The sequence below is a fragment of the Acidovorax sp. GW823-FHT01C06 genome (assembly GCF_058798375.1).
Map to the genome: position 1 here is coordinate 43,225 of NZ_JBXAKN010000010.1, position 26,344 is coordinate 69,568.

Annotated in this window: 25 protein-coding genes; 14 read left to right on the forward strand and 11 right to left on the reverse strand. The window is 70.1% G+C overall.

The window, feature by feature from the left end; all coding sequences use genetic code 11:
* Positions 1–18: 18 nt before the first annotated feature.
* From AC1RCS_RS19235 to AC1RCS_RS19245, 3 genes are all read right to left on the reverse strand, one after another.
* The gene (locus AC1RCS_RS19235; RefSeq protein ID WP_492245612.1) at positions 19–1,221 is read right to left on the reverse strand and encodes a CaiB/BaiF CoA transferase family protein; all 1,203 of its coding nucleotides are present in this window, start codon (positions 1,219–1,221) and stop codon (positions 19–21) included.
* Between the two features lie 8 nt (positions 1,222–1,229).
* Positions 1,230–2,369, reverse strand: coding sequence for an FAS1-like dehydratase domain-containing protein (locus AC1RCS_RS19240; protein ID WP_492245642.1), 1,140 nt, complete (start codon positions 2,367–2,369; stop codon positions 1,230–1,232).
* Between the two features lie 92 nt (positions 2,370–2,461).
* Positions 2,462–4,012 (reverse strand): acetate--CoA ligase, encoded by a 1,551-nt coding sequence (locus tag AC1RCS_RS19245; RefSeq protein WP_492245611.1) that lies wholly within the window; start codon positions 4,010–4,012, stop codon positions 2,462–2,464.
* A 250-nt stretch (positions 4,013–4,262) separates the two neighbouring features.
* Between AC1RCS_RS19245 and AC1RCS_RS19250 the strand changes: the two genes are divergently transcribed.
* On the forward strand, positions 4,263–4,805 hold the full coding sequence (locus AC1RCS_RS19250) for a dihydrofolate reductase family protein (RefSeq protein ID WP_492245610.1): 543 nt from the start codon (positions 4,263–4,265) through the stop codon (positions 4,803–4,805).
* A 79-nt stretch (positions 4,806–4,884) separates the two neighbouring features.
* Here AC1RCS_RS19250 and AC1RCS_RS19255 read toward each other — a convergent pair whose 3' ends face one another.
* Positions 4,885–5,322, reverse strand: coding sequence for an Lrp/AsnC family transcriptional regulator (locus AC1RCS_RS19255; RefSeq protein ID WP_218293986.1), 438 nt, complete (start codon positions 5,320–5,322; stop codon positions 4,885–4,887).
* A 131-nt stretch (positions 5,323–5,453) separates the two neighbouring features.
* On the opposite strand from AC1RCS_RS19255, the gene AC1RCS_RS19260 reads away from it, so the two are divergent.
* Positions 5,454–5,993: an RBBP9/YdeN family alpha/beta hydrolase gene (locus AC1RCS_RS19260; RefSeq protein ID WP_492245609.1), complete on the forward strand. Its 540-nt coding sequence runs from the start codon at positions 5,454–5,456 to the stop codon at positions 5,991–5,993.
* A gap of 48 nt (positions 5,994–6,041) precedes the next feature.
* Here the strand turns inward: AC1RCS_RS19260 and AC1RCS_RS19265 are convergent, their stop codons facing one another.
* Entirely contained in the window at positions 6,042–6,578 is a 537-nt protein-coding gene (locus AC1RCS_RS19265; protein ID WP_370627835.1) for a DUF2242 domain-containing protein, read from the reverse strand.
* A 362-nt stretch (positions 6,579–6,940) separates the two neighbouring features.
* Complete coding sequence (locus tag AC1RCS_RS19270) at positions 6,941–8,977, reverse strand: tail fiber domain-containing protein (RefSeq protein WP_492245608.1); 2,037 nt, start codon at positions 8,975–8,977, stop codon at positions 6,941–6,943.
* A gap of 485 nt (positions 8,978–9,462) precedes the next feature.
* On the opposite strand from AC1RCS_RS19270, the gene AC1RCS_RS19275 reads away from it, so the two are divergent.
* The 4 genes from AC1RCS_RS19275 to AC1RCS_RS19290 all read left to right on the forward strand — a co-directional run bounded on the left by AC1RCS_RS19275 (position 9,463) and on the right by AC1RCS_RS19290 (position 14,334).
* Positions 9,463–9,897: a thermonuclease family protein gene (locus AC1RCS_RS19275; RefSeq protein WP_492245607.1), complete on the forward strand. Its 435-nt coding sequence runs from the start codon at positions 9,463–9,465 to the stop codon at positions 9,895–9,897.
* Positions 9,898–10,103: 206 nt separating this feature from the next.
* Positions 10,104–11,387: an MFS transporter gene (locus AC1RCS_RS19280; RefSeq protein ID WP_218340707.1), complete on the forward strand. Its 1,284-nt coding sequence runs from the start codon at positions 10,104–10,106 to the stop codon at positions 11,385–11,387.
* Between the two features lie 138 nt (positions 11,388–11,525).
* Complete coding sequence (locus tag AC1RCS_RS19285) at positions 11,526–13,112, forward strand: DUF1800 domain-containing protein (protein ID WP_492245606.1); 1,587 nt, start codon at positions 11,526–11,528, stop codon at positions 13,110–13,112.
* A gap of 10 nt (positions 13,113–13,122) precedes the next feature.
* The gene (locus tag AC1RCS_RS19290) at positions 13,123–14,334 is read left to right on the forward strand and encodes a DUF1501 domain-containing protein (protein WP_492245605.1); all 1,212 of its coding nucleotides are present in this window, start codon (positions 13,123–13,125) and stop codon (positions 14,332–14,334) included.
* Between the two features lie 191 nt (positions 14,335–14,525).
* Here the strand turns inward: AC1RCS_RS19290 and AC1RCS_RS19295 are convergent, their stop codons facing one another.
* Positions 14,526–15,443: a DHH family phosphoesterase gene (locus tag AC1RCS_RS19295; RefSeq protein WP_218293980.1), complete on the reverse strand. Its 918-nt coding sequence runs from the start codon at positions 15,441–15,443 to the stop codon at positions 14,526–14,528.
* Between the two features lie 156 nt (positions 15,444–15,599).
* Here AC1RCS_RS19295 and AC1RCS_RS19300 point away from each other — a divergent pair, with 156 nt between their 5' ends.
* On the forward strand, positions 15,600–16,067 hold the full coding sequence (locus AC1RCS_RS19300) for a tellurite resistance TerB family protein (protein WP_218340705.1): 468 nt from the start codon (positions 15,600–15,602) through the stop codon (positions 16,065–16,067).
* A 109-nt stretch (positions 16,068–16,176) separates the two neighbouring features.
* Here AC1RCS_RS19300 and AC1RCS_RS19305 read toward each other — a convergent pair whose 3' ends face one another.
* Positions 16,177–16,512: an ankyrin repeat domain-containing protein gene (locus tag AC1RCS_RS19305; protein ID WP_218340704.1), complete on the reverse strand. Its 336-nt coding sequence runs from the start codon at positions 16,510–16,512 to the stop codon at positions 16,177–16,179.
* Positions 16,513–16,621: 109 nt separating this feature from the next.
* On the opposite strand from AC1RCS_RS19305, the gene AC1RCS_RS19310 reads away from it, so the two are divergent.
* Positions 16,622–17,404 carry a pseudouridine synthase gene (locus tag AC1RCS_RS19310; RefSeq protein ID WP_492245604.1) on the forward strand — a complete coding sequence of 261 codons (783 nt, stop codon included), beginning with the start codon at positions 16,622–16,624 and terminating at the stop codon, positions 17,402–17,404.
* A gap of 36 nt (positions 17,405–17,440) precedes the next feature.
* Here AC1RCS_RS19310 and AC1RCS_RS19315 read toward each other — a convergent pair whose 3' ends face one another.
* Positions 17,441–18,031: an NAD(P)H-dependent oxidoreductase gene (locus AC1RCS_RS19315; protein WP_218293976.1), complete on the reverse strand. Its 591-nt coding sequence runs from the start codon at positions 18,029–18,031 to the stop codon at positions 17,441–17,443.
* A 463-nt stretch (positions 18,032–18,494) separates the two neighbouring features.
* On the opposite strand from AC1RCS_RS19315, the gene AC1RCS_RS19320 reads away from it, so the two are divergent.
* The 4 genes from AC1RCS_RS19320 to AC1RCS_RS19335 all read left to right on the forward strand — a co-directional run bounded on the left by AC1RCS_RS19320 (position 18,495) and on the right by AC1RCS_RS19335 (position 21,158).
* A complete protein-coding gene (locus AC1RCS_RS19320) occupies positions 18,495–19,007 on the forward strand; it encodes an MgtC/SapB family protein (RefSeq protein ID WP_218293975.1) in 513 nt (170 codons plus the stop codon).
* A 199-nt stretch (positions 19,008–19,206) separates the two neighbouring features.
* Complete coding sequence (locus tag AC1RCS_RS19325) at positions 19,207–20,124, forward strand: DMT family transporter (protein ID WP_218340702.1); 918 nt, start codon at positions 19,207–19,209, stop codon at positions 20,122–20,124.
* A gap of 142 nt (positions 20,125–20,266) precedes the next feature.
* Positions 20,267–20,494 carry a hypothetical protein gene (locus tag AC1RCS_RS19330; RefSeq protein ID WP_218293973.1) on the forward strand — a complete coding sequence of 76 codons (228 nt, stop codon included), beginning with the start codon at positions 20,267–20,269 and terminating at the stop codon, positions 20,492–20,494.
* 124 nt (positions 20,495–20,618) lie between these two features.
* Positions 20,619–21,158: a DUF924 family protein gene (locus tag AC1RCS_RS19335; protein WP_218293972.1), complete on the forward strand. Its 540-nt coding sequence runs from the start codon at positions 20,619–20,621 to the stop codon at positions 21,156–21,158.
* 33 nt (positions 21,159–21,191) lie between these two features.
* On the opposite strand, the gene AC1RCS_RS19340 is transcribed toward AC1RCS_RS19335, so the two are convergent.
* Entirely contained in the window at positions 21,192–22,133 is a 942-nt protein-coding gene (locus AC1RCS_RS19340) for a M14 family metallopeptidase (protein WP_218293971.1), read from the reverse strand.
* Positions 22,134–22,232: 99 nt separating this feature from the next.
* Between AC1RCS_RS19340 and AC1RCS_RS19345 the strand changes: the two genes are divergently transcribed.
* Both AC1RCS_RS19345 and AC1RCS_RS19350 read left to right on the forward strand, forming a co-directional pair.
* Entirely contained in the window at positions 22,233–25,373 is a 3,141-nt protein-coding gene (locus AC1RCS_RS19345; RefSeq protein ID WP_492260952.1) for a WD40 repeat domain-containing protein, read from the forward strand.
* A gap of 37 nt (positions 25,374–25,410) precedes the next feature.
* Positions 25,411–25,656, forward strand: coding sequence for a hypothetical protein (locus tag AC1RCS_RS19350; RefSeq protein WP_218340698.1), 246 nt, complete (start codon positions 25,411–25,413; stop codon positions 25,654–25,656).
* Positions 25,657–25,704: 48 nt separating this feature from the next.
* Here AC1RCS_RS19350 and AC1RCS_RS19355 read toward each other — a convergent pair whose 3' ends face one another.
* The gene (locus AC1RCS_RS19355) at positions 25,705–26,265 is read right to left on the reverse strand and encodes a GNAT family N-acetyltransferase (RefSeq protein WP_218293969.1); all 561 of its coding nucleotides are present in this window, start codon (positions 26,263–26,265) and stop codon (positions 25,705–25,707) included.
* Positions 26,266–26,344 lie beyond the last annotated feature (79 nt).

Consider the following 26,344-nt stretch of genomic DNA (forward strand, 5'->3'; position numbering starts at 1 on the left):
TTTTTTATGCTCTGCAGATCAGAGAGGGCTGGTGCGCGCGACACCCCGGGTATACAGGTCCCGCCTCTGGGCGTCATTGAATCCGAGATCGGCCAGCACCTCGTCGGCATGCTGGCTGAAAGCCGGGGGCGGCGCTCCCGGCAGGGCCGGGGTGCCGTACAGCCGCGCCGGTCCGCGCAGCGCCGTGAACGCGCCCTGCCGGATGATCATCTCGCGGTGCGCGCAGTGCGCCTGGGCCAGCGCCTGCGGCACGTCGTTCACCACCCCGGCGGGCACCCCCACACGCATCAGCGCCTCGCACAGCGGCTCGCAGTCCTGCGCGGCAATCGCGGACTCGATGATGTCCTTGAGCGCCTGGCGGTGCGCGATGCGGTCTGCGTTGGCGTGGAACCGGGGATCCTCGGGCAGGCCCGGGCACCCGATGTGCTGGCTGAAACGGCGGAACTGGCCATCGTTGAGGATGCCGATGAACACATGCCCGTCGCGCGCCCTGAACTTGTCGTACGGGGCGATGTTGGGGTGCGCGCTGCCCAGCAGGCCCGGGGCCTTCTTCGACGCGAACCAGTTCGATGCATGCGGCAGCAGCAGGCTCAGCGCCGTGTCGTAGAGCGTGGCCTCCACCCGCTGCCCGGCACCGCTTTTGTGCCGGCTGCACAGGGCCATGAGGATGCCGGTGAGCGCCACATAGCCCGTCAGATGGTCCACGATGGGAATGCCCATGCGCGTGGCGCCCGTGGCCGATTCGCCGTTGATGCTCATCAGGCCGCACTGCGCCTGCAGCACCGCGTCGTAGCCTGGCAGGCCGCCCAGCGGCCCGTCGCGGCCAAAGCCCGAGATGGCGCAGTAGATGAGGCGCGGGTAGCGTTCGGCCAGCACGTCTTCGTAGCCCAGGCCCCATTTCTCCATGGTGCCGGGCAGGAAGTTCTCCACCAGCACATCGGCATCCCGCAGCAGGCGGTGCAGCACCTCGTGCGCGTCGGGCTGGCTCAGGTCCAGGCTGATGGCCTTCTTGCCCCGGTTCAGCGCGGCAAAGTACGCGGAGTGGCCCATGTCGTCGTATGGCGGTCCGAGGTGCCGGGTCTCGTCGCCCCCTGGCGGCTCGATCTTGACCACCTGGGCGCCATTGTCGGCGAGCATCTGGGTGCATAGGGGGCCTGCGAGCACGCGGGTGAGGTCCACCACCCGCAGGCCTTCCAGCGCCGGGGCGCTGAAGCTTGTCATGCTGCTATTCACCCGCGGCGGGGCAACACCACCACGCCACCGCCAAGCACCGACAGCTCGCCGTCCTGGTTGTGCGCCTCCTGTGCGATCTCGATCAGGTGCTTGCCGCCCTCCTCGAACTTGCGCGTGACCTTGCCCTTGATGAAGAGCATGTCGCCCTCGGGGTTGTGGCGGCGAATCTTGCAGCTGGCCTTGTGAAGGAAACCCGTGTCGCCCATCCAGTTGGTGAGGTGGTGCGTGAGCCACGAGGTGCGCTCGGGGCCGTAGTCGTACGCGCCGGGCGCGCCCACTTCGAGCGCGAAGTCTTCTTCCCAGTGCACGCGCTCGGGCACGTCCGGGATGCCGAAGCGGTTCTTGATGCCCACGCCCGGGTGCGCGTCGATCAGCTTCCAGGCCAGCTTGTTGGCGCGGATGTACAGGCCGCCCCAGCCCTGCGCGTAGGCGATGAAGCCGGTCACGGTCATCGGCCCCTTGAACATGTTGGGCAGCTCGTCGCCCACGTTCACGTCGTCCCAGTAGCGGGGCGTGGCGCCGCGCACTTCCTCGTTGCGGTAGAGCTTGTAGGCCTCGTTCAACTCTTCGTCGGTGTACTGGCGCGGGCCGCGTTCGCGCACGTTCTGGTATTTGCTGCCCTGCTCCCGCGCATGGTCGCGCTCGGTGCGAAAGCACCAGCTGTCGGCCTCGGCCACCTTGTCGCCGTCCTGGTTGAAGAAGTCCACATGGTAGATCTGCTGGATGGCCCGGCCGGCAAAACGCGTCTGGTGCTCGATCAGGTCCTTGAGCGAGGCCTCGGTCGAGATCACGTCGTTGCGGCGCACGGGCTTGTGCCAGGTCCAGTCCGCACCCGACCACATGGCGTGCACGCCCGGCAGGCCGCCCACATAGCCCGACACGATGCGGCTGGTGGCGAACAGGAAGCTGGGCAGCGCGACGATGCCGCCGTAGTGGCTCCTGGCCGCGTAGTCGGGGTCGCACCACAGGGGGTTGTCGTCGCCGATGCCGTGCGCGTAGTGGCGGATGTTGTCGCGCGTGGCCTCGTGGCACCAGGGCTCGGCGGTCTGGCCGATCTTGATGCCGATGCGCTCGCGCAGTTCATCGAGGCCGCTGTCGGTGATCTTGGGAAAGCTGCGCTGCGGGGTGGTGGCAATGGACATGGGTGGAGTCTCCTTGGGGTGGTGGTGATGAGTGAATGGATGGACGGACAGACGGAGGGAAGAAGGGACCGCGGGTGGCGGGGTGCTCAGGCGCAGGCCACCGCTTCGCGCTCCCGCAAGACCTTGCGGTGCACCTTGCCGGCGGGGGTCTTGGGCAGCTCCGCCACGAACGCGATGTGGCGCGGGTATTCGTGCTGGCTGAGCTTGGTCCTGACAAGGTTCTGGATCTCGTCGATGAAGCCCTCGCTGCGCTCGCGGCCTGACACGACGAAGGCCTTGACGACCTGCCCGCGCAGTGCGTCGGGCACGCCGATCACGGCGGCTTCGAGCACGTCCTCGTGCATGAGGATGACGTTCTCGATCTCCACCGCGCTCATGGTCCAGCCCGCGGAAATGATCACGTCGTCGGCGCGGCCGCCGTGGAAGAAATAGCCGTCCTCGTCGGTGCGGCCCAGGTCCTTGGTGGGTATCCACTGGCCGCGCCGCAAGACCATGAGCTGCCCCGTGGTGCCCGGCGGGCAGATGTGCCCCTGCGCGTCGTGCACCTCGACCCGGGTGCCGGGCACGGCCTTGCCGAGCGAGCCGCGCTTGACCGGGAAGTCGCTGGCGCCGGGGTAGCTCACCAGCACCACGCCGATCTCGGTCGTGCCGTACATGCTGCACACCTCCAGGCCAAAGCGCTCGTGCACGAAGTCGGCCGTGTCGTCGTCGATGGGCTCGCCGGTGAACGACAGCTTCGTGAAGTGATAGGCGTGGTCGCCCGCCTTGCCGCAGTTCTTCATCATGCGGTAGTGCGTGGCGGCGGCCGACATGTTGTTGAAGCGGTGGGCCGACAGCGCCTGCAGCAGCCGCTCGGCGTTGAACCGGCCGCTGTAGCTGCCGATCGTCAGGCCCAGCGCCAGCGGCGCCAGCGTGCCATGCCACAGGCCGTGCCCCCAGGCGGGGGACGACGGGCACATGAAGCGGTCGCCGGGGCGCAGCCCCGTGCCGTACAGCGCGGCCACCATCAGCGTGACCAGCGCCTTGTGGGTGTGCTTCACGGCCTCGGGCAGCTCCCGCGTGGTGCCGGACGTGTACTGGAACACGGCCAGGTCGTCGGCCCGCGACGTGCTGGCGTAGGTGGCAGGCAGCGCCTGCAGCTGCTGCCACAGCGCGTCATCGAAGACCTCGAACGCGGTGGTGCCCAGGCCCTCGACGACCCCGCGCTTTTCCTCGTTGGTAATGAGCAGGCTCGGCTTGCAATCGCCCACCCGCAGGCGCACGCCGTCGGGGCCGAACAGCGTGAACAACGGCACGGCGATGGCGCCCCGCTTGATCACGCCGAACATCGCCGTGTAGAACGCCCGCGAGGGCTCCAGCATGATCGCCACACGGTCGCCGCGCTGCACGCCCCGGCCTTCGAGGAAGTGTGCGAAACGGGCCGAATCCCGCGAGAGTTCGTCGAAGGTGATGGTTTCGTCCACGCCATCGGCGCGGCAGACGATCACCGCATCGCGGCCCGCACCGGCATGGCGGTCCACGCACTCATGGGCGATGTTGAACGCAGCGCGGTCCCCATCGAAAAGATCCCACAGGCGCTCGGTCGCGAAGTGGCTCTGGGCATCGGCGTAGCTGGCGTAGTCGGTCAGGCGTTTCATGGCTGCATGGGCTCTGTGTGTCGGTGCATGCAGTCTCGATTCTTCGACATTGATTGTCAAATACGACTATCAATTGTCTCAATACAATTTTTAAAAATGCACTCCATCGGCTCCTCGCGCTATTCGCGTGCCCGCGCGAACGGGGTCTCAAGGGCCCCGCGAGGCCGCGCGCAACGCACCATTGCTGCCAGTACGCTGTCACCAGCGCGCACTACAGTGCAGGGCCACCCACCGACCGGAAGGAATCCGCGTGACCACCCAGTTCTATGGCGCCTCCAGCCTCGACGGCTTCCTCGCCACGCCCGACCACGACCTCGGCTGGCTGCTGCAGTTTGGCGAGATCGAGGGCTCCAGCTACCCCGCTTTCATCCGCGATGTGGGCGCGCTGGCCATGGGCTCGCACACCTACGAATGGATGCTCAGAAATGCCGTCGACGCGGGCCAGCCCTGGCCCTACCCGCAGCCCACGTGGGTGTTCAGTTCGCGCAGGCTGCGCGCGATTCCCGGTGCCGACGTGCGCTTTGTGCAGGGCGACGTGCGGCCCGTGCACCAGGCCATGGCGCGGGCCGCAGCAGGGCGCAATGTGTGGATCGTGGGTGGCGGCGAACTCATGGGGCAGTTCCATGACGCGGGCCTGCTGGACGAGCTGATCGTGCAGATCGCACCGGTCACGCTGGGCGCGGGCGCGCCGCTGTTTCCGCGGTCCATCGTGCAGCCCACGCTGCGCCTGAAGTCAGTGGCCACGCTGGGCGGCATCTTCGCGGAGCTGCGCTACGAGGTGCCGCGGCCGTAGAGGCAAGATTTGCTATATTTTATATAGCACCCAGGCTTGATAATGAAGCGCCGCAAGCCGTCCCGTCTTGCACGTCCCCTCACGCCAGCGGCACCGCCTTGTGCACGGGATGGGACAGCACCAGCGATGTGGACACGCTGCCATGCGCCGCCAGCGCATCGACCACGCGCTCCAGGTCGGCGGGCTGGCCGAAGGCGCAACGCACCACGAAGCAGTCCTCGCCCGTCACGCGCACGGCATCCAGCACTTCGGGCATGGACTGGAACAGCTGCACGTAGCGCTTGATGTGCTCGTGCGTGGTGCGCACCCGCACCACGGCCTGCAGGCCCAGGCCCACGGCGGCCAGGTCGATGCGCGCCGCGTAGCCCGAGATCACCCCCGCGTCCTCGAGCTTCTTCACGCGCTCGCTCATCGCCGGCTGCGACAGGCCGATCTTCTTGCCCAGCGCCGACAGGCTCTGCCGCGCATCGTCCTGCAGGGCCATGAGGATCTGCCGGTCTTTCTTGTCCAGTTCCACGGGGGTGGTTCCTTTGCGATGATTTCAAGGTTTGGGGGCGCGCTTTCCGATGAAGCCCGCTGGCCGCGGCGGCATGGTTTTCCTATCGTCGGGGGGCAGTGATGGATCTGCTTTCACGACAAGGAACACCAATGGCGACGCGACCTGTTTTGCTCATTCCCGGCATCCACAACTCCGGCCCCGGGCATTGGCAGTCATTGTGGCAAACCCGGCACGCGGACGTGGCGCGCGTGGAGCAGGCGGACTGGGATCACCCCGTGTGCGACGCGTGGGTACAGGCGCTCGACGACGCCATCGCGGCGGCGGCGCAGCCCCCCATCCTGGTCGCCCACAGCCTGGGCTGCCTGGTGGCGGTGCACTGGGTCGCACGCCACCACCGGCCGCTGCACGCCCTGCTGCTGGTGGCCGTGCCCGACCCCGAGGGCCCGGCGTTTCCAGCCGATGCCCGGGGCTTCTTCCCGGTGCCCGCCGCGCTGCCGACGATGCACAGGCTCATGCTGATGAGCAGTACCAGCGATCCCTACTCCACCCCCGGTTTTTCGGCGCGGTGCGCGGGCGCGTGGAACGCCGAACACGTGGTGCTGGGCGCGCTCGGCCATGTGAATGTCGACAGCGGCCTGGGCGACTGGCCCGCGGGATGGGAGCAGGTGGCGCGCTGGCGCGGGCAATGAGGCCGCCGCCCGGCTTCGCCAGGCCCCGCGCGCATCCCGCAAGGGGCCTCAGCCTCCGGCCGCCTGGGCCTGGTCGATCGCCAGGTACCGTTTGACGAGGTCAAAGAAGCTCTCGTAGAACGTGTCCTTCGAGATGGTCTCGCTCCCCACCTTGACCAGCGATTCGCTGCTGGCGGAAAACGGCAGCGAGACCGAGCCGATGGCGCCCACGCCCACGCTGGCGGAGTTGTTGGTCTTGCGCAGCGCATAGGTGTCCTGCAGCGCGGTCACGAACCCCAGGCTCACCTTGCCATCGCTGGCCTCCGGCAGGCACACCACGCGCACCACCATCTGCAGGTGCGACTCGGCCTCCGGCTGGAAGCTCTTCTTGCCTTCCACCAGCTCCGTCTGGTGGGTGGAGATGATGTAGCCCTGGCTCAGCAGCGCGCGGCGCGAGGCCTCGCAGGTCTGCTGCGGGGTGGCATCGAACAGGCGCGAGTAGGTGGCCACCGATCCGAAGTTCTCCGGCACGGCGAAGGTCTTGGCACCCGTGGCCGAGCAACCCGGCAAAGCCAGCGCCGCGGCTCCTGCCGCCAGGGCCGCCACGAAAGTCCGGGCGCGGCGCAGAGCCGGTGTCCCGCCGGGAAATCCGCGGGAGGAAGGCGCGCCCAGGGCGCCTGGATCAATGGGGGTGGTCGAAGGAAAGCTCAAACCGGCACTCCTTTTGTGTCATGGATCATCATCGGCCGCGCCTGCCCGCAAGCGGGCGCCAGCCCAAGAGGTGGTGTGACGGGCCAGGCCGCCCGCAGTTCCCTTGCGCGAGGCAACGGGGTCGCCGGCGGCGGCCCATTGCGATGGCTTCGCAGTATGGCCCGCATGGCGGGGTGGCGATGTCAGCGGGCAGCCCGTTCCCCCGCACACAAGGTATCAAATTGCTGCGCCCTGGTCCGCACCGCTGCGCCCGCGCCTCAGGGCCTGGCCTGGGAGAGAAGCTTTTCCAGCCGCTGCAGGCGCTGGGCCATGGCGGCCAGCGCCTCCTCCTTGGCCTGCAGGTCCTTCTGGAGCGCATCGATCCTTTGCTGCTGCGCCACCGTGCGCTTGTCCAGCGCCTGGACACCCGCCAGCGCCACGCCGTCAGGATCGATGGTGGCAATTTTCGTATCGCTGTCCCCCAGGCGGAAAGCGGCGGAAAAATCCTGCGCCATGGGCCCCATGTGGCGCACCGCAAGGCCTTCTGTCTTGTAGTTCCAGGTGGTCACCGGCACCGCGCGCAGGCGCCGCAACACGTCTTCACCATCGACCGCCGCAAAGTTCTCCTTGAGATTGCGGTCGGAGACGGAGGACCACGAGCCGCCCCCCGCGCCCACCGTGACCCCGGCCGCCAGGCCCGCGTCGGTGTAGATCGTGAAGCCGCCCGAGGACCGGAAGATGGCCTGGTTCGTGCCCGACGGGGTGATCGCGGCATCGCTGGAGCGGTCGGTCCACACAAAGCTGCCGTAGAAATTGGACCCGCCGGTGGACAGATAGCTCATGCGCAGGCCGGTGGTGGCCGCGGCATTCGTATACAGGTTCACGCCGCCCGCGGCCCGCACATTGAAGGAATTGTTCACCCCCGCGCGGAAGTAGGTTTCTGGCGAGCAGGACACGCCGCCGTCGCAGAAGGTGGGAAACGAACGGTCGGCAAAAACGAACGAGCCCTGCCGCGCGTTGGTATGCGCGCCCATCCCCAGCGCCACCGACGCGAAGCCGGAGGCGACGTTGTACAGCCCCATGGCCACGGAGTTGCCGTTGGCCGCCACCGTACCCTGCCCCACGGCGAAGCCATAGTCGCCCGAAGCCCTGGCGTTGTAGCCGAACGCCGTGGAGTACATGCCGATGTTGGCGTCGTCCCACTGGGTGCCGTCGATCTGCCCGGCGCGCAGGGACGCTTTTTGCGGATACCACAGGAACCGCGTGCCCGGGCCTTCGGCCGGCGCGCCCCCCATGCCGTTGGAAAAGTCGCCCACCGACAGGATGGCGCCGTCGTTGTCCACACGCACACGCTCCTTGTCGTGGTTTTGTCCATCCAGGTACAGGCCGCTGGCAGACAGCGACAGCAGTGGCGTATTGCCGGCCGAACCCAGCGTGGCGGCACCGACCAGCTTGAGGTTGACGAGCGCGCTGGCCGTGGTGGCAGCCTGCTGCCCAGCGGGCGCGAACTGGACGGCCCCCGTTAGGTCGCCCGTGGCGCCAGTGGCTCCCGTCGCGCCGGTGGCCCCGGCCGGGCCCGTGGCTCCCGCGGGACCGGCCGCACCCGCTGGCCCGGCCGCGCCAGCCGCCCCTGCGACGCCGGCGGAGCCGGTGGCGCCCGTCGCTCCCGTGGCGCCAGCCGCGCCTGCCTGCGCCACCAGCGCCCAGACGGCGGGGCTCACGGAGGGGTCGGCGTTGATCGAGTCCGAAGCCGAGACCTGCAGGTAGGTCGAGCCGCCCTGGCTGACCAGCGTGCCGGGGACATACGCCGTGGCCGCGGACCAGGCACCCATGTAGCTGCCCGCAAACGAGCCGGCCGCCCCGGTGGCCCCCGTCGCACCGGCGGGGCCCGCGGTGCCCGTGGTTCCTGCCGCGCCTGCGGGCCCCGTGGCCCCCACAGGCCCCTGAAGCCCCTGAGGCCCCGCACCGCCGGCGGCGCCAGTGGCCCCCGCGGGCCCCTGGGGCCCGGTCGGCCCCGTGGGGCCGGTGGCGCCCGTGGCCCCCACGGCCGAAGCCTGGCACGGACCGAGCACGCCGGCCGCTCCGTAGCACACCCGGTTGGCCACCGCCGGAGAAGCCCCGATCCCCGGTGCGGCGATGGCGCCGCCCTCATCCACGCGAAAGCGGATCTGCGTTCCGCTGGCGTCCTTGACGGCAAACCCCGAGCCCGCCGCCGGCCGGATCGTGACGTCCGCCGCCTGCGCGGCAGGGCCCCACATCGCGGCCGCAAGCAGGCTGAGGAACAACGGGCTGGCATGAACGCGCGGGGAGGACATGGTCGGAAGCTCTTTCTTCGGTGATTTCTTGCCTTGCGGCGACGGGGGATGGCGGCCGCGCGGGCACACCATTGCAGCGGGGCGGCACACCCCGCCTGGAGGGCGGCCGTGGCAGGCTTGCGCCCTCGCCCACCGGCCCGGCCGCGCAGGTGGGCGCTTGCGTGCCGAATCACGGTCGCAGGCCCTGGCCCCACGGGTGAAACATTTTCTCACAATGACCACCCAAAACCCTGCCTGAACCCCGCCCCGGCGGTTCAACGGTGGCGCGTTGATGCGTGCCCGCCACAGCGGCCACCGGACGGGCAAAGACGACGCACACGCAGCCGCCACCGGAGTGGGAGCAGAGTGCCGGAAAGCTACACTATTGATAGCTAGAATCCATTGAATATCAAGCGCCACCCTCCGGTCCGTCCATCAAAATGGCAGGAGGGTGAGCACCGCCGCCGCCCCCTCGGCCCGACCCGCTTCCCCGCTTCGCTCCATCCATGCCGCTCGCCACCCTTTTGTGCCTGGTCGTCGCCATCAGTGACGGCGACACCCTCACCGCGCGCTGCGGTACGCCCGGCGCCTACCGGCAGGTCAAGGTGCGCGTGGCCGCCATCGACGCACCCGAGTCGCGCCAGGCCTTCGGACAGAAGTCCCGCCAGAACCTGGCGCGGCTGTGCTTCAGGCAGCGCGCCACCTTGCAGGCCTTGGACCGGGACAGCTATGGCCGCACGGTGGCCAATGTGCGCTGCGCAGGCACCGACGTGGCCGCGGCCCAGGTGCGGGCCGGCCTGGCCTGGGTGTACACGCCCTACGCCGCCAACCACCCGCACCTGGCGCCGCTGCAGCAGCAGGCGCGGGGCGGCGGCGCGGGCCTGTGGTCCCAGCGGCGCCCGCTGGCGCCCTGGGACTACCGGCACCGGCACGGCCGCTGAAGCCTTCCGCTCCCCCTGGGCAAGGCGCACGCGCGCCACGGCGGAGGATGCGGCGGCGCGGCCGGCCCAGCACGGCGCCACTTTGAGGGATTTGCGCGGCGCGGGCCCGGGCGGCGCCGCACAACCGGTAGCATCCAGGGTCCTTCGCACCAGGCCTGGCGGCGCATTGCACCGCACCGGGCCGATCCGTCACCCCTCCCCCGCCCATGTCCACCCCTGAGCCCACGCCCATGGCGCCCGCCGCCAGCGTCTACCGCCATTCCGGTTTTGTTTCCTTTCTGATCGCCCGCGTGGTGGCCGTCGTGGCCACGCAGGTGCAGGCCGTGGTGGTGGCCTGGCAGGTGTACGACCTCACGCGCGAGCCCCTGGCGCTGGCCTATGTGGGCCTGGCGCAGTTCCTGCCCATGCTGTGCCTGCTGCTGCCGGCGGGCGACCTGATCGACAGGTTCGAGCGCAAGCGCATCCTGGCCATCAGCTGGAGCGTGGGCGGGCTGTGCAGCGCCCTGCTGTGGTGGCTGTCGGGCCACGGGGCCAGCGGCGTGGCGGGCATCTATGCGGTGCTGGTGCTGTACGGCTGCTCGCGCGCGTTCTCGGGCCCGGCCATGCAGAGCCTGCTGCCGCAGATCGTGCCGCGCGGCCAGCTCGCGCAGGCCATCGCGGCCAACAGCATGCTCATGCGCGTGGCCAGCATCGGCGGGCCGCTGCTGGGCGGGCTGCTGTATGCGCTCGGCGGCGGCGAACTGACCTACGCCGTGTGCTGCGCCTGCTTCGGGCTGGGCGTGGCGCTGCTCCTGCGCGTGGTGGTGGCGCACGCCACGGCGCCCGGGCCCACGCAGGGGACGATGTTCGAACGCTTCGGGGCGGGCATCACCTTCATCCGCTCGCGGCCGATCATCCTGGGCACCATTTCGCTGGACCTGTTCGCGGTGCTGCTGGGCGGCGTGGTGGCCCTGCTGCCCATCTATGCACAAGAGGTGCTGCACGTGGGCCCCGCGGGCCTGGGGGCGCTGCGCAGCGCCATGGCCGGGGGCGAGGTCGGCGCGGGGCTGTACCTGAGCATGCGCCCCTTCAACCGCCATGTGGGACGCACCATGTTCATCGCCGTGGCGGTGTTTGGCGCGGCCAACCTGGTGTTCGCGCTCTCCAGCTGGTTCTGGCTGTCGTTCGCGGCGCTGATGGTGGCCGGCGCGGCCGACATGGTGAGCGTGTACATCCGCGGCGCGCTGGTGCAGTTCTCCACGCCCGACACCATGCGCGGGCGGGTGAACGCGGTGAACATGCTGTTCATCGGCTCGTCCAACGAACTGGGCGAGTTCCGCGCCGGCACCAGCGCGTCGTGGCTGGGCGTGGTGCCGGCGGCCGTGGTGGGCGGCCTGTGCACGCTGGGCGTGGTGGGCGGCTGGATGCTGGCGTTCAAGACGCTGCGCACGGTGGACCGCTTCGAGGAAGCCGCGCAGGCCACCGGCGCTGCGCCCGCGGGCGCGCGGTAGCAGGCGGGCGGAAACCAATCGACACATCCTCCGGGCCGTTTGTGTCGCGCAGGTAAAACCCGCCGCACAGGCTTGCGCGGCGGTGCGGGGCGGCGCACCATGCGCCCACTTGCACCTGGCCTGCCGCCCAACCTCTTCATGACCTCGCCACCACGCCCCGCCCCCTTGCGCCGCCGCACCGTGCTCGCGGGCTTGCTGGGCGCGGCGGCCGGGACGCTCCCCGGCATGGCTTGCGCGACGGGGATGGAGGCATGGAGCACCGCCGACGAGCCCACCCTGGCCCGCCTGCTGGACCGCGTCACCTGGGGCTGCACCGCCCAGGGCGCGCAGGCGCTGGCCCCCCAGGGCGCGCAGGCCTGTCTGGCCGCCCAGCTACGCCCCCCGCCCGCCGCGCTGCCGCGCGAAGCCCAGGCCCGCATCGACGCGATGACCATCTCCCGCGTGCCCGCCGAGGCGCTGGCCCTGGAAATGGACGCACGCCACCGCGCCGCCAAGGCCCTGCCCACCGAAGACGCGCGCAAGGCCGCGCTCAAGGCCTGGCAGCAGGACATGCGCGCCCTGCAGCAGGAGGCGGCCGAGCGTTTCGTGCTGCGCGCGCTGTACACGCCCGCGCAGCTGCGCGAGAAGATGACCTGGTTCTGGATGAACCACTTCAACGTGTTCGCGGGCAAGGGCAGCCTGCGCGCGCTGGTGGGCGACTACGAGGAGCGTGCCGTGCGCCCCCATGCGCTGGGCCGCTTTCGCGACCTGCTGGGCGCCACCGCGCGCCACCCGGCCATGCTGCGCTACCTGGACAACGCGCAGAACGCAGCCGGCCGCATCAACGAAAACTATGCGCGCGAGCTGATGGAGCTGCACACGCTGGGCGTGGACGGCGGCTACAGCCAGCAGGACGTGCAGGAGCTGGCGCGCGTGCTGACCGGCGTGGGCGTATCGCTGCGCCCGCCCGGCGAAGAGCCGCCGCGCATGAAGCCCGCACTGCGCCGCCATTACGTGCGCCAGGGGCTGTTTGAGTTCAACCCCCAGCGCCACGACTGGGAGCCCAAGACGCTGCTGGGCCAGCCCTTGCGCGCCGAAGGCCTGGCCGAGGTGGACGAAGCGCTGGACCGCCTGGCCCGCGCTCCCGCGACCGCGCGCTTCGTCACGCGCAAGATCGCGCTCTTTCTGGTGGGCGACAACCCGCCGCCCGCGCTTTTGCAGACGCTGGCCCGCACCTTCGAACGCACCGATGGCGACATCGCCGCCGTGCTGGAAGCACTCTTCAACGCCCCCGGATTTCGCGCATCGCTGGGCCAGCGTTTCCGCGACCCGGTGCACTACGTGCTGGCCGCCCTGCGCCTGGCGCATGGCGACGCCGTGCTGCCCGGCGCGGAGCCCGCGCTCGCCTGGCTGCAGCGCCTGGCCGAGCCCCTGTACGGCCGCGCCACGCCCGACGGCTACCCGCTTGATGCGGCCGCGTGGTCGGGCTCCGGGCAGATGTCCACGCGTTTCGAGATCGCCCGGGCCATCGGCGCCGGGGCCGCCACGGCCCCCGCCCCGCGCGAGGACGGGATGGCCGGGCCAGCGGCACCGCAGCGCACACCACCGCCGCTGGCGCAAAGCGCCTACGTGCGCGCCCTGCAGCCCGCCTGGTCCACCGCCACGCGCAACGCGCTGGCCCAGGCGGCGTCGCCGCGCGAATGGAACCTGCTGTTCCTCGCATCACCCGAATTCATGCATGGATGAGGAGAACACCATGCAACGCAGACACCTTCTTCAGGCCCTGGGCGCCAGCGCGCTCGGCGTCGCCAGTGCAAGCGTTCTGGCCGCCCCGCGCGCTCAGGACGTGCGGTTTCTGCTCGTGTTCCTGCGCGGCGGCTACGACTGCGCCAGCCTGCTCGTGCCCACGGCCAGCAGCTACTACTACGAGACGCGGCCGAACATCGCCATCGCCCGCCCCGGACAGGACGGCGGCGCGCTGGCGCTCTCGCCCGACTGGGGACTGCACCCCGCGCTCGCGGATTCCATTCTGCCGCTGTACCAGAAAAGCCAGCTGGCCTTCGTGCCCTTCGCGGGCACCGACGACCTCTCGCGCAGCCACTTCGACACCCAGGACAGCATGGAACTGGGCCAGCCCGTGGACGGGCGGCGCGACTACCGCTCGGGCTTTCTGAACCGGCTGGTGGCCGAACTCGCCGCTCCGGCGGCCGGCGCAGCAGCCACGCCGCAGCCCATGGCCTTCACCAGCACCCTGCCCCTGGTGCTGCGCGGCGCGGTGGACGTGCCCAACACCCTGCTGAGCGCGGTCGCGGGCCGCAGCGGCGTGGACGCGCGGCAGGCCCAGCTCATCGAATCCATGTACCGGGGCACCCCGCTGGCCACGCCCGTGGCCGAGGGTTTTGCCACGCGCGAGGAAGTGGCCCGCACCATGCAGGGCGAGATGGAGGCCGCCAGCCGCAACGCGCTCAGCACCAAGGGCTTCGAGGGCACGGCCCGGCGCATGGCGCGGCTGATGCAGACGCGCTACCAGCTGGGTTTTGTGGACGTAGGCGGCTGGGACACCCATGTGGCCCAGGGCGCGGCCACGGGCGCACTGGCCAACCGCTTCGAGGAGCTGGGCCGGGGCCTGGCCGGCTTTGCCGACGAAATGGGCCCCGCATGGAAATCCACCGTGGTCGTGGTGGTGAGCGAGTTCGGCCGCACCTTCCGAGAAAACGGCAACCGGGGCACGGACCACGGCCACGGCACCGTGTTCTGGGTGCTGGGCGGTGGCGTGAATGGCGGGCGCATCGCGGGCGAGCAGCAGGCCCTGAGCGCCGCCACGCTGTTCCAGAACCGCGACTACCCGGTGCTCAACGACTACCGCAGCGTGCTAGGCGGGCTGTTCGCGCGGATGTACGGGCTGAACGCCGCCGCCGTGGCACGGGTGTTTCCGGGGGCAAAGGCGGCCGACTTGCGGCTGGCGTAGCCTCGGGGGTCAATGGCACTGGCCCGACGATGCCCCAGAGCTGCGCAGGGCGTTTGCACACGCCCGCCCTGGGCCGGGAGAGATCCGTGCAAGGGCCGCCCCGCCGCACTGGCTGCGTTTCCCTTCCCGCATCGCGGAGCATTCGAGAGAAGGGGGAAGGCGCGAAGCGACCCAGGGGCGTGGCCCCGGCCTCAGGCGTTGAAGGTGCCCGTCAGCAGCTCGGGCAGGCGCTCCACCTTCATCTTGAAACCGCAGGCCTGCGCATGGCCGCCCCCGCCCATGCTCTCGGCCAGCGCGATGCAGTCGAAATTGCGCTGCGCGCGCAGCCCTGCCTTCACGCCCTTGGCGCCCGCGCTCCACATCAGCGCGAAGGTCCCCGTCTTCGCCGACAGCATGTCGCCCACCAGGCTGTGGAACATGCCGGGGGCGTTCACCATCAGGCCCTCGATGCCGTTGAAGACCAGCGGCTGCGCGCCCTCGGCGATGTCGGCCGCGAGCTTGCGGTACTTTTCATCCATGGCCGCGCCCCGCGCCATGAACAGCGTGAGCTCTTGCGGCGTGAAGGATGCGATCTCGCGCCAGCGCTCGAAGGTCTGCGCCTCCATGTCGAGCGCCGACAGGAAGCCCGCGCTCTCGGCGAACTCCCACTTCCAGATGTCGCGGTCTTCCACGTACTGCAGCAGCGCCGGGACGGGTTCGTGCGGGTGGAAGAACTCCCACGCCAGGCGCGCGCCCGACTTGCCCATGTCGAAATGCACCACGCCGCAGCGGCAGGCAAAGCCCGTGAGCTTCTCGGCCGCGCTCTTGTGGTGGTCCAGCATCACCAGCTTGGCCGCGCGCTCGTCGATGGCGCGCAGCACCTCGGCCGAGAAGGAGAAATCAAGGATGTAGACCGCGCGGCCCGCGACGGGCGGCAGGTCGTCCACGGTGTTGACATCGCCATGGTCCAGCCCCACGTACTCGGCGCTGTCGCCGTAGTAGAGCCAGGCGGCCAGCGCGGCGCCAAAGCCGTCGGGGCAATAGCGCCCGTGGTACAGGACCAGGGGCGAGGGATCATTCTTGGCGGGGGCAACCAGCAGTTGCAGGGGGAGTATGGTTTTCTTCGTCATGGCCCCCAATTGTCGCCGGGGTGGTGGCGGGGGGCGAGCACTGTATCGCCACGGCGGCCGTCCGCCCGGCCGCACCAGGGCGGGGGAACCAAGACCGCCCGTGCGACCTCCATCCATCCATGCCTGCATGCCGCGGCCCCATCGAAAGCACCCTCCATGTTCCAGACACTCAAAGACCTGCTCGACAGCCTGATGCAACCCCCGGCAACCCCTTCCGCCCAGGAGCAGGCCCACGCCGTGCAACTGGCCGCTGCCGTGCTGCTGGTGGAGGTGGTGCGGTTCGACGCGGCCATGGATGCGGCCGAACGCACGGCCATGGTCACCGCCCTGCGCGGCAAGTTCGCGCTGGCCGACGATGAACTGGATCGCCTGCTGGAGCTGGCCGTCGACACCTCCCGCAGCGCCTACGACTACCAACGCTTCACGGGCAGCCTGAACGATCACTTCACACAGCCGCAGAAGGTGCAGCTGGTCGAGGCCATGTGGCAGGTGGCGTACGCCGACGCGCGCCTGGACGAGAACGAGATGCACACCATCAGCAAGGTGGCCGGCCTGCTGCATGTCACGCACGGCGAATACATCGCCGCCAAGATGCGGGCCAAGGAGTCTGCACGCCTTGCCTGAAGACCTTGGAAGGCCGCCAGCGGCGGGCCGACAGTCCTGGCATCCGGACGCGGCCGCCGCACGCGGATCGGCGGGCCCCTTCGCCGCCGCCGGCGGCTGACCGGCGCCGCTAGATGGGCAGCCAGCGCCACCAGAACGGCTTGCGCTCTTCCTTGCCGCCCCGGGCCCGCAGCAGCGGCACGAACTCGGTGCGCCCGTGGCGGCGCGCGGCCTCCAGCGGCGTCATGTCGTCGAAGTCGGACCTCAGCCCGGCGTCGGCGCCGTGGGCCAGCAGGTAGCGCGTGATCTCGGCATGCCCGTGGATCAGGCTGGCCACCAGGGGCGTGCACAGGATCTCGGGGTGCTGGTAGTTGGGGTTCACGCCCGCACCGATGTGGTAGCGCACCAGCGCCAGATCGCCGGCCACGGCGGCGGCGTACATGTCCTTCCAGTCTCCAGCCGACATACCACTGCATCCTTTGCATGAACGGGATCGGCGCAGTGTAGAGCGCGCGGCGTGCTGCACAATGCGCGCCTTCCCTACCCGGCCCGCGGCACAGGCCACTTTTCTTTCCATGCACCCTCCCCTGCACATCCTCTGGCGCGACGAGCACCTGGTGGCCGTCTACAAGCCGGCCGGCTGGCTGGTGCACCGCACGGGGCTCGATGCCGGCGAAACGCGCTTCGTGATGCAGGTGCTGCGCGACCAGCTGGGCCAGCATGTGTTCCCCGTGCACCGGCTCGACAAGGGCACCTGCGGCGTGCTGTTGATGGCGCTGCACAGCGATGCGGCGCGCGCGCTGTCGCAGGCTTTCGAGCAGCAGGCCACGCACAAGCGCTACCTGGCCATGGTGCGCGGCTGGGCGCCCGAGGCCGTCGCGGTGGACCACGCGCTCCGGCCCGACGACGCGCCGGCCGATACGGCCGTGCAGGAGGCGCACACGCGCTTTCGGCGCCTGGCGCGGCTCACGCTGCCCGAGGCCAGCGACCCCCGCTTCGCCGCCACGCGCGCCTCGCTGGTCGAGGCCGTGCCCACGACGGGCCGGCGCCACCAGATCCGCCGCCACCTCAAGCACCTGGCCCATCCGATCATCGGCGACGCCACGCACGGCAAGGGCCCGCTCAACCGCTGGTGGGCCGAGCGGCTGGGCCAGCAGCGGCTGTGGCTGCACGCCTGGCAGCTCACGGTGCCGCACCCGGCAACGGGCCTGGCCATGACGTTCGAAAGCGGGCTGCCATGGCCCGTGGCCCCGCAGGGCGGCGCGGGCCCCGCGCCGGGTACCGGGGACGGCGCGCAGGCCACGGGCCCCACGGCAGACTGGCAGCGCCTGCTGGCGCGGTTGCCGTGGCAGGACTGAGGGCCCCGCCTACCCCGCCTACCCCGCCTACCCCGCCTACCCCGCCTTGGCGCCGAGCGCCTGCATGCGCGCCGTCCACTTGGCCACGCCGTCCTCGCCCAACTGCTCCACGCTGCCCACCAGCGTTTCATGCACCGGCGCAATGCCCACGAAACCCAGGATGTTGCGCTCCAGCGACTTCACGCTGTGCGCGCGGAAATACCAGCGGTAGACCATCGCGGGCATGCCCATGGTCACCACCACCCGCGCGCTGCGGCCCGTGAGCCCCTTGCGGCCGAACGGGTTGCTGCCCTCGGTGGTGAACGCGAAGCCGGGCCGCGCCACCTGCTCCAGAAAACCCTTGAGCAGGGCCGGCATGTCGCCCAGCCACAGCGGAAAGAACAGCACGATGTGCCGGGCCCAGCTGATGTCGTCCTGGGCGGGCCTGAGCCTGGCGGGCAGCAGGCCCAGTTCCCACTCATGCTGGCTGCGCAGCAGCGCGAAGTCAATGGCGGCCACGTCGATCTGCCGCACCTCGTGGCCAGCGCCAGTGGCCCCCCGGGCATAGGCCTGCGCCAAGGCATGACACAGGTGCGGCGCGCTCGCGTCGGGATGTCCCTGGATCAGAACAATGCGCTGCGGGGTCATGGCGAACTCCTCACTGGGCCGCGCCTGCCCCGTGGCGGCGGCCCGGGCAAACGGTGGCGTGGGGGGCCCGGAGCAAATCGTGACACGCGCCACCCTTGCGTGCAAGCGGCCCGTGGCACAGGGACGGCGCCGGTTCCGGGCGGGGGTCCAAGGTCCGTTCATCGCCACGCCATTCACTACTATTTTCATAGCTATTGGCGCTTTTCCATCAAGCGCTTCATGGCACTTTCATCCTCATTTCAGTGGCTTCCACCATGGCGTGGCCAGGCGTCGCGTCGGCACCGTCCTACCCCCGGGCCCGCCCGCCGCTGGTAGGCACGGCCTGGCGCGGGCGGCACAGTCGTGAACCAGCACCATCGCTGCCGCACCACCTGCCTGCCCACCATGCCAACACTCCGCACCTCCAGCCACCGCCGCGCGGCGGCAAGCGCCCGTCCCGCCACCGGCCACCGGGGCACGCCCCATGGCTGACCTCTGGCAGGAGATCGCCGCCGCCGTGGCGTCCGAGTTTTCGGACGTCTCCGACGCCGCGCAGGCCACGCGCATCGTCGTGCGGCTGACGGTGGCCGCGGTGCTGGGCGGGCTGCTTGGATGGGAGCGCGAGCACGCGGGCAAGGCGGCCGGCGTGCGCACCCACATGCTGGTGGCCATGGGCGCCGCGCTCTTCGTGCTGGTCGCGCAGCAGGCCGGCATCGCGCCCGCGGACAACAGCCGGGTGCTGCAGGGCATCATCGCGGGCGTGGGCTTCCTGGGCGCGGGCACCATCCTCAAGGGCGACGCCGAAAACCAGGTCAGGGGCCTGACCACCGCCGCCGGCATCTGGCTCACGGCCGCCATCGGGGTCGCGGCGGGCCTGGGGCGGGAGACCACGGCCGTGCTCAGCACGCTGCTGGCGCTGCTGGTGCTGTGGGCCGTGCCGCTGGTGCACGACCGCATGGCGCGCGCCAGCACCCGGCCGCAGCACAAGCCGGACTGAGCGGGCGCAGCCCGGGCCAGCCATTTCCGGCACCGCGCGTGCGCTACACTTTTTGGCCCTCAGCCACCTGGGCCCGCGGCGCCACCAGCATGCCGTCGGCATCGCACATGCACACCCCACCCGCGCAGCCTTTTCCCCCGCCCTGCCGCAGCCCGGCGCCCGCACCTCGCGCGCGCCGCTCCCACCTGGCGGCCCGCCCATGACGCAGGCCGGCACCCCCCGCGCGCCCACGGCGGCGCACACGGCGGCCACGGGCAACCTGCGCGGCATCGTCGCCATGGTGGCGGCCGTAGGCTTTTTCTCCCTGATGGACGCACTGCTCAAGACCCTGTCGGCCAGCTACCCGGCCATGCAGGTGGCGGCGCTGCGCGGCTGGGCGGCGCTGCCGCTGGTGGCGCTGTATGTGCTGTGGCGCGGCGAGGCGGGCCGCCTGCTCCAGGTGCGCTGGCCCCTGCACCTGCTGCGCGGCGTGCTCAACGTGACCATGCTGGGCCTGTTCACCTATGCGCTCAAGGAACTGGGCCTGGCCGAGGCCTACACGCTGTTTTTCATCGCACCGCTGCTGATCACGGCGCTGTCGACCGTGGTGCTGCGCGAGAAGGTGCGCGCCGCGCACTGGGTGGCGATCGCGCTGGGCATGGTGGGCGTCGTCGTGGCCCTGCGGCCGAGCCAGGAGGCCTTCTTCACTCTGGGCGCGCTGGCCGTGCTGGGGGCGGCGTGCGGGTACGCCGTGTCGGCCATCACGGGCCGCGTGCTCAGCCGCACGGACTCCAGCGCCAGCCTGGTGTTCTGGACCACGGCCTTCCTGGCGCTGGGCGCGGGGGCGCTGGCCTGGCCCCGCTGGGTGGGTGTGGCGCAAGCGCACTGGCCGCTGGTGGCGGGCCTGGCGGTCACGGGCTTCCTGGGCCAGCTGGCGATCACCGAGGCGTTCCGGCACGGGCAGGCATCGGTGGTGGCGCCGTTTGAATACACGGCGCTGGCCTGGGGCATGGGCCTGGACTGGGTGCTGTGGCAAACCGTGCCGGGCTATTCCACGCTGCTGGGCGGCGCCATCATCATCGGCAGCGGGCTGTACCTGGTGCGGCAGGAACGCACGCAGGCCGTGCTGCCGCCCTGACACCGGGCACGAGGGGTCCGGGATGGGTGGATCTGGGCCATGGCCCGCGCCGATGCACGGCATGGTCTTACAGCGCGGCGGCGCGCTTGGCGGTCCAATGAAGCGACCAGTATTGCGGCGGCACCCCGCCAAAGGAGATCGCATGACACAGCACGCCACCATCGCAGGCCACGTTACCTACACCCCGGGTGACGGCGCACCGCTCACCATACCCAAGGGCCCCGTGGAAATCGAGCCCGCCAAGGACAGCACCACCCTGAGCTGGACGGCCGACAATGACGCCGTGGGTTCGGCCGCCATTCCCCGCGACCAGTTCAACCAGTACGTGCGGGATGGCAAGATCCGCCTGGACAAGGAAACAGGCAAGTAACCAAGCCATCGACTGCAAGGCACCCTCCCTGCCAGGCCTGCGGCGAACATGCGCGCATTGCATCCATAGCATCCCAGGCACCACGCTCCGGCGCCTGCTGCCCATTTCATCCAGAGAACGCCCCATGCAAGCCGAAGACGTCCTTCATTTCTGGTTCGAAGAACTCACGCCCGCGCAACACTTCGCCCAGGAAGATGCACTGGACGCCACCATCCGCGAACGCTTCGGCGCCACCTGGGAGGCCGCCCGCCTTTGCGAGCTGTGGACGTGGCGCAGCACGGCGCGCGGGCGCCTGGCGGAAATCCTGGTGCTCGATCAGTTTTCCCGCAACATCCACCGCGGCTCGCCCCTGGCGTTCGCACAGGACGCGCAGGCGCTGGCGCTCGCCCAGGAACTGGTGGCCGGCCGGCATGACCGGGACCTGCCCACCGCCCAGCGCGCCTTTGCGTACATGCCCTACATGCACAGCGAGTCGAGCACCATCCACGCGCAGGCGATGGCGCTGTTCGACCAGCCCGGCCTGGAAGACAACCTGCGGTTCGAGCTGCGCCACCGCGACATCATCGCGCGCTTTGGCCGGTATCCGCACCGCAACGCCGTGCTGGGGCGCGGCTCCACCGCGCAGGAAACCGCTTTTCTCGCGCAGCCCGGCTCATCGTTCTGAGCCGGCGGGGGCGCCCGAAAACCCTCAGGCCCCTCAGACCGCGAGAGGCCGCGTGAGGTACACCGCCTCGCGGCCCACGATAGGTTCGCGCGTGGGCATCAGCACCGTGCAGTCATCACAGAGCGCGCGGATCTCGTGCGGACCATCGGTGGCGATGAGTTCGTCCTTCGCGAACACCTCGAACCCCTGCACCGGCCGTGTGAACCGGAAACCGGGCGTACGCACCATGCAGGTCTCCAGCAGCTCGTAACGGCGCTGGGGACCGGGCACGGGCCGTCCCGCAGCTGCCTCGATCAGGCCGAAGTGCGCCAGGAAATCCAGTGCCACCGCCGTCGCCATGTCGGCCGCCGACTGCAGGAAATGCTGGCCGCACTCCACCACCAGCGCCACCCCCTGGCTGTCGGCCAGCCCATGGCGGCCGTGCTGGATGAGCGGCGTCCCCGACCCCAGCCCGCTGGGCATGACCAGGTGCACGGGCGGGCGTCCCAGGGCCAGCGCCACGTCCGCGTTGCGCGGGTAGGCCGGGTACACCCAGAAGGGCTCCACGTCCTGGCTGGTCGAATGGATGTCGAGGATGTGGTCCGCCGCGGCCACCACGGGGCGCAGGGCGCGCGCGCGCAGCAGCTCGGGGCTCTCGTCCGTGCCGTCGAGCTCGCCGGCCGACCAGATGCGGTTGAGGTTGTGCACGAGCTGGCGGCTTTCGAAGGGGCGCGCCTGGTCGAACGACTCGTACGCCGCCACGTTCGCGAAGCTGATGGTCAGGGTGCCGATGCGCGGGCGCACGCCCGTGTCCAGCAGGTGCGTGGCGGCGACCATGCCGCAAATCTCGTTGCCGTGCGTGAGCGCATTGATGAGCACATGGGGGCCGGGCTGGCCAGATTCGAAACGGTGCACGTAGTCGATGCCCACGTTGCCCTGGCGGTAGGCGGACAGGTCGCGCGGCAGCACTTCGAAGGCGGGGGGATTCTGTGTCATGGCGGTCCATTGATAAGACAACACATGATTGTCCGCGCAAAGCAGGAACCGTGCAGGGCGCGGTGTACGATGCCCGCCGGACGCCCCCCTCCCGCACCGATGCACATGCCCCCCGCCCGACTCTGTACGCTGGCCGATGTGGCCGACCGTCTGCCCGCCGACAGCTGGATCGCCGGGCGCCTGGCGCGGGACCCGGCCGCCCTGGCCGCCGAAACCGTGCTCTGCATCGCGGGCGACGTACAGCTGACCGCGCTGCACCTGGATGCGCCCCTGGCCAGCGGCAGCCCTCTGCGGACGCTGCTGCAGGGTGGCGGCGCGCACCCGGCCCATCCCGCCCTCGCGGGCCAGCCCTTTCTGGTCCTGATCGAGGGGTGCCTGCGGATCGACGGCGCGCTCACCTGCGACGGCACCGGGGGCGCCGCCCACCTGGCCGTGCTGGGCGATGCGAGCCTGCGCAACGCCGTGGTGGGTGGCCAGCGGCTGCATGTGCAGGGCGCGCTGCGGGTGGCCGACCTGCTCTGGGGCGACGGCCGCCATGGCGGCCTCACCGTGCGGGGCGGCCTGCAGGCCCGGGTGGCGCTGTTCACGGATGCCTATCCCGTGGACATCACCGGGCCCGAGCAGGTGGAGTTCCTCATGGACGAGGTGCGCGGCATACCGCACCGGGCGGAGTTCTCCAGCGAGATCGCGGGCATCGTGTTCCCGCCCGTGTTCCATGACGGCACGGACGATGGCGAGAACGGCATCGGCTGCATGCTCGACCGGCCCCGCGTGGTGGCCGCCGTGCGCGCGGGCGAAAGCGCCACGCGCGGCAGCGACGACATCCATGCCGCCCTGCCCCTGGAGGCGGGCCTGTTCGCCGATGAAGCGGTCAGCGTGCGCAACATCCTGGCCGCCACACACACGCCGGTGATCGGCCCCAAGGAGCACACGGCCACGGGATGGTTCCAGCAGACCGATTTTTCGCTGTGCCAGCGGCATGTGGACGCGGAGGGCGACCAGCGCGATGACAACGTGTTCATCACCGTGTGGAAGACCTGGGACTTCTACCTGTCGGTGTCGCAGGTGCCCGAGCGCCAGGGGCTGCTGGCACGCCTGGCCGCCGCCGTCCTGGGCCGCAAGGTGCCGACCACCGCGCAGCCCACGCTGGTGTACCGCGCCTACCGCGAAGGCGAGCCCGGCGAGTGGCTGCCCCTGGCCCCCGACACCGCCCCCGAGGCCTGGCGGGCCTGCACGCAGGCCTGGCGTGGCGTGCTGGACTACCTGCGCAAGGCCGTGGGCCAGCACCGCGCCCGCTACCCGCTGCACCAGCGCCTGGTGGCCGCGCTGACCGCAGAACGCATCGAGGACTTCACCAGCCTGCCCGTGTTCACCGAGCGCTACAACGACTGGTGGGACAGCGACCGCAACGGCCGGTGGGAAGGCAACGTGTGGGTGGGCGCGCGCCAGCCCTGCATGCACGGCGGCGAGCCCTGGGGCCGCGCCTTCAAGCTCAGCTGGGAAAACGGCGAAGACGCCCCCGGCGACGAAGAAGACAACGCCCACAGCGCCTACCAGATCAATGTGGAGCCCGCGCTGGACGGGCCCGCCGTGGTGGAGTTCACCTACGCACAGCGCCAGAGCGATGCCCGCGCCCCCTTGCCCCGCGGCGCGGCCGACCACATCGCGCGGCTGCTGCGCTTCGCGGGCGGGGTGGAGACCCGTGTGCGCGCGCGCCACGAACAGGAACAGGCCCGCCAGGCCGAGGCCCAGCGCATCGCGGCGGCCGTGCACCTGCTGGCCGCGCCGCCGCTGGCGCCTGATGCCCCCGATGCGGCGGTCTTCCCCGCCGAGCTGATGGCCCTGTCCGGCCAGTGGCAGGCCGACGGACAAGGCTATGTGGCCGCCATCCGCGCCCACCAGCGCGCCCTGGATGCGGCCGAGGCGCAGACAGGCCACGGCGGCAACCCGGCAGACGGCGACCGTGACGGCGAAGGCGAAGGCGATACCGAGGAAGACAGCCACCTGCCCTCCGACCCGCGCAAGGCGGCTGCCGCCACGGTGCTGCAACTGGCCCGCGTGGTCCACACCCACGCCGACGAGGACCTGGCCGACCGCTTTCGCGAGCGTTTTGCGTTTGCCCCCGATGCTTTTGTGCGGCGCGCCGCCGATGCGGGCAGCTTCATCGGCCCGGTGTTCGCGCTGGAGGACGGCCGCGTGCTGGCGCGCATCGGCGCGCCCTACGACGATGCCGCCCATTGGGTGGAACTGCAGGGCGTGAGGCGCACCCCCTTGCCCGCGCTGCACGGCCTGGGCCGCTCGCCCAACCGGCGCTGCTTTGCCCGGAGCGACGGCCAGCACATCACCACCCACGACGGATTCGACGGCCCGGTGATCGCCCGGTTTGCACTGCCCCAGGGCAACGAAGGGCTGCCGCCCCAGGTGCCGGTGTCGGCAGGCCCGCCGGGCCAGCGCTGCGACGAGCTGGTCCCCTTCAACGACGGCCAGCGCGTGCTGCTGCGCAACCCCACGGGCATCTACCTGCTGGCCAGCCAGGGCAGTCAGGGGAGCCCCGGCGTACAGCGCCTGCACCCCCAGACCTTCGACGAGGATGGCCCCTACACCTGGCCCAAGAACCAGCAGGAAGAATGGGTAGATGGCACAGAGGTCACGGTGCTGGCGCTCGACATGCTGCACATGGCCCTGTCGCCGGACGAGCGCCACATCGCGGTGGGCGACCAGGACAGCCAGCACATCCTGCTCGATGCACGGGGCAACGTGGTGGCCGAATACGAAACGCTGTCGTCCTACCCGCACCACGCCACCTTCTCGCACGATGGCACGCGCCTGTTCGCCAACTCGTGCCACCTGTACGGGGGCAGCACCCGCTCGGTCCCCCTCGGAGGGCCGCCGAAAGGGGCTGCGGGCGACGAAGACGCCCCGCCACTGGACGAACGCTGCCGCGTGTACGCCTCGGCCACCCTGCCCGGCATCGTGGTGCTGGGCGATGCCGACGGCTACCTGCACGCCCTCGGGGACGACGGCCGCCCGCTGTGGCGCCACCACATCGGCAGCACCATCAGCGCCATGGAGGCGTCGCCCGACGGCAGCACGCTGTGGGCGGCCAGCTACGGCGGCTATCTGGTGCAACTGGAGCGCCTGGAGACAGGCATGGACCCCTACTCCATCGGCACCTCGCCGTATGCGGAGACGCGGCGGTGGATATTCTGGCGTGGCGAGGCGGCGCCGTTATGCTGGTAGCCGATGTGGCAATAGCATGCGAGGCGCCGGGGGCACCATGATGAATGCGTTTGGCTTTCTGCTTGGGTACCTGGCTGCAACGCTGCTGCTGGCCGTTCTGGTCGTCGCGGGCCTTCTTGCCGCCGCGGCGGTGCTTCCGCGCGGCCATGCGGTCGCCGATCAATTGCGAGAGTTCGCCAGCCGAGTTCCTGGTCTTGCTGTCCGCAGCGTCCTGCTGCTCGACGGACTCCTCTTTGTGGCCGGGGTGGTGCTTCTCGCCGTCCTGACCTTCGTCCATTCTTGACCCCATCCTGGGACGACAGGGTGCTCAACCTCGGAGTTGACCGGCCTGTCAGGCCGCACCGCCGCTCCTCCAATCCCGCTTCAGAAGCGAGTGCAGCATCAGGTCATGATGGGACCCCGCCCAATACCCAACCTCTCTGAGGCGCCCTTCCTCCACAAAGCCAAGCCTTCCGAGCACGGCCAAGGAGGCTCGATTGTCGGGATGCACCTGTGCTTCTACACGGTTCAACTCCATCTCTCCGAATCCCCAAGCGAGAACCGAAGCCAATGCCTCTTTCATGTAGCCGCGTCCCTGGTGCAGCGGAGAGATTTCATAGCCCACCACGCACATTCGCCAGTTTCGGTTCCAGCGGAACAGGCCGCAAGTTCCAATCAGGCCGGGGACGCTTCTTAGCTGTATGCCCCAGCGGGTGCCGGACGCAGGTTCCTCACGCCATTTCGCAAACGTCTGGATCAGACTTCTCGCCCCGTCGATGTCTGTCAAGGGATCCGATCCAAACCACTTCATGTGCTGGGCGTCGCCATGAATGCTCAAAAGATCTTCAGCATCAGTGTCAACGATCTCCCGCAAAAGGAGATTCTGAGTCTCGAGCTCCGGGAAGTTGCTCATAGTGCGGTCTAACGTGATGTATCCCGCAAAACTTGCGGGATAGACTGCACCTTGCGGAATATTCTGGACACTGATTCCT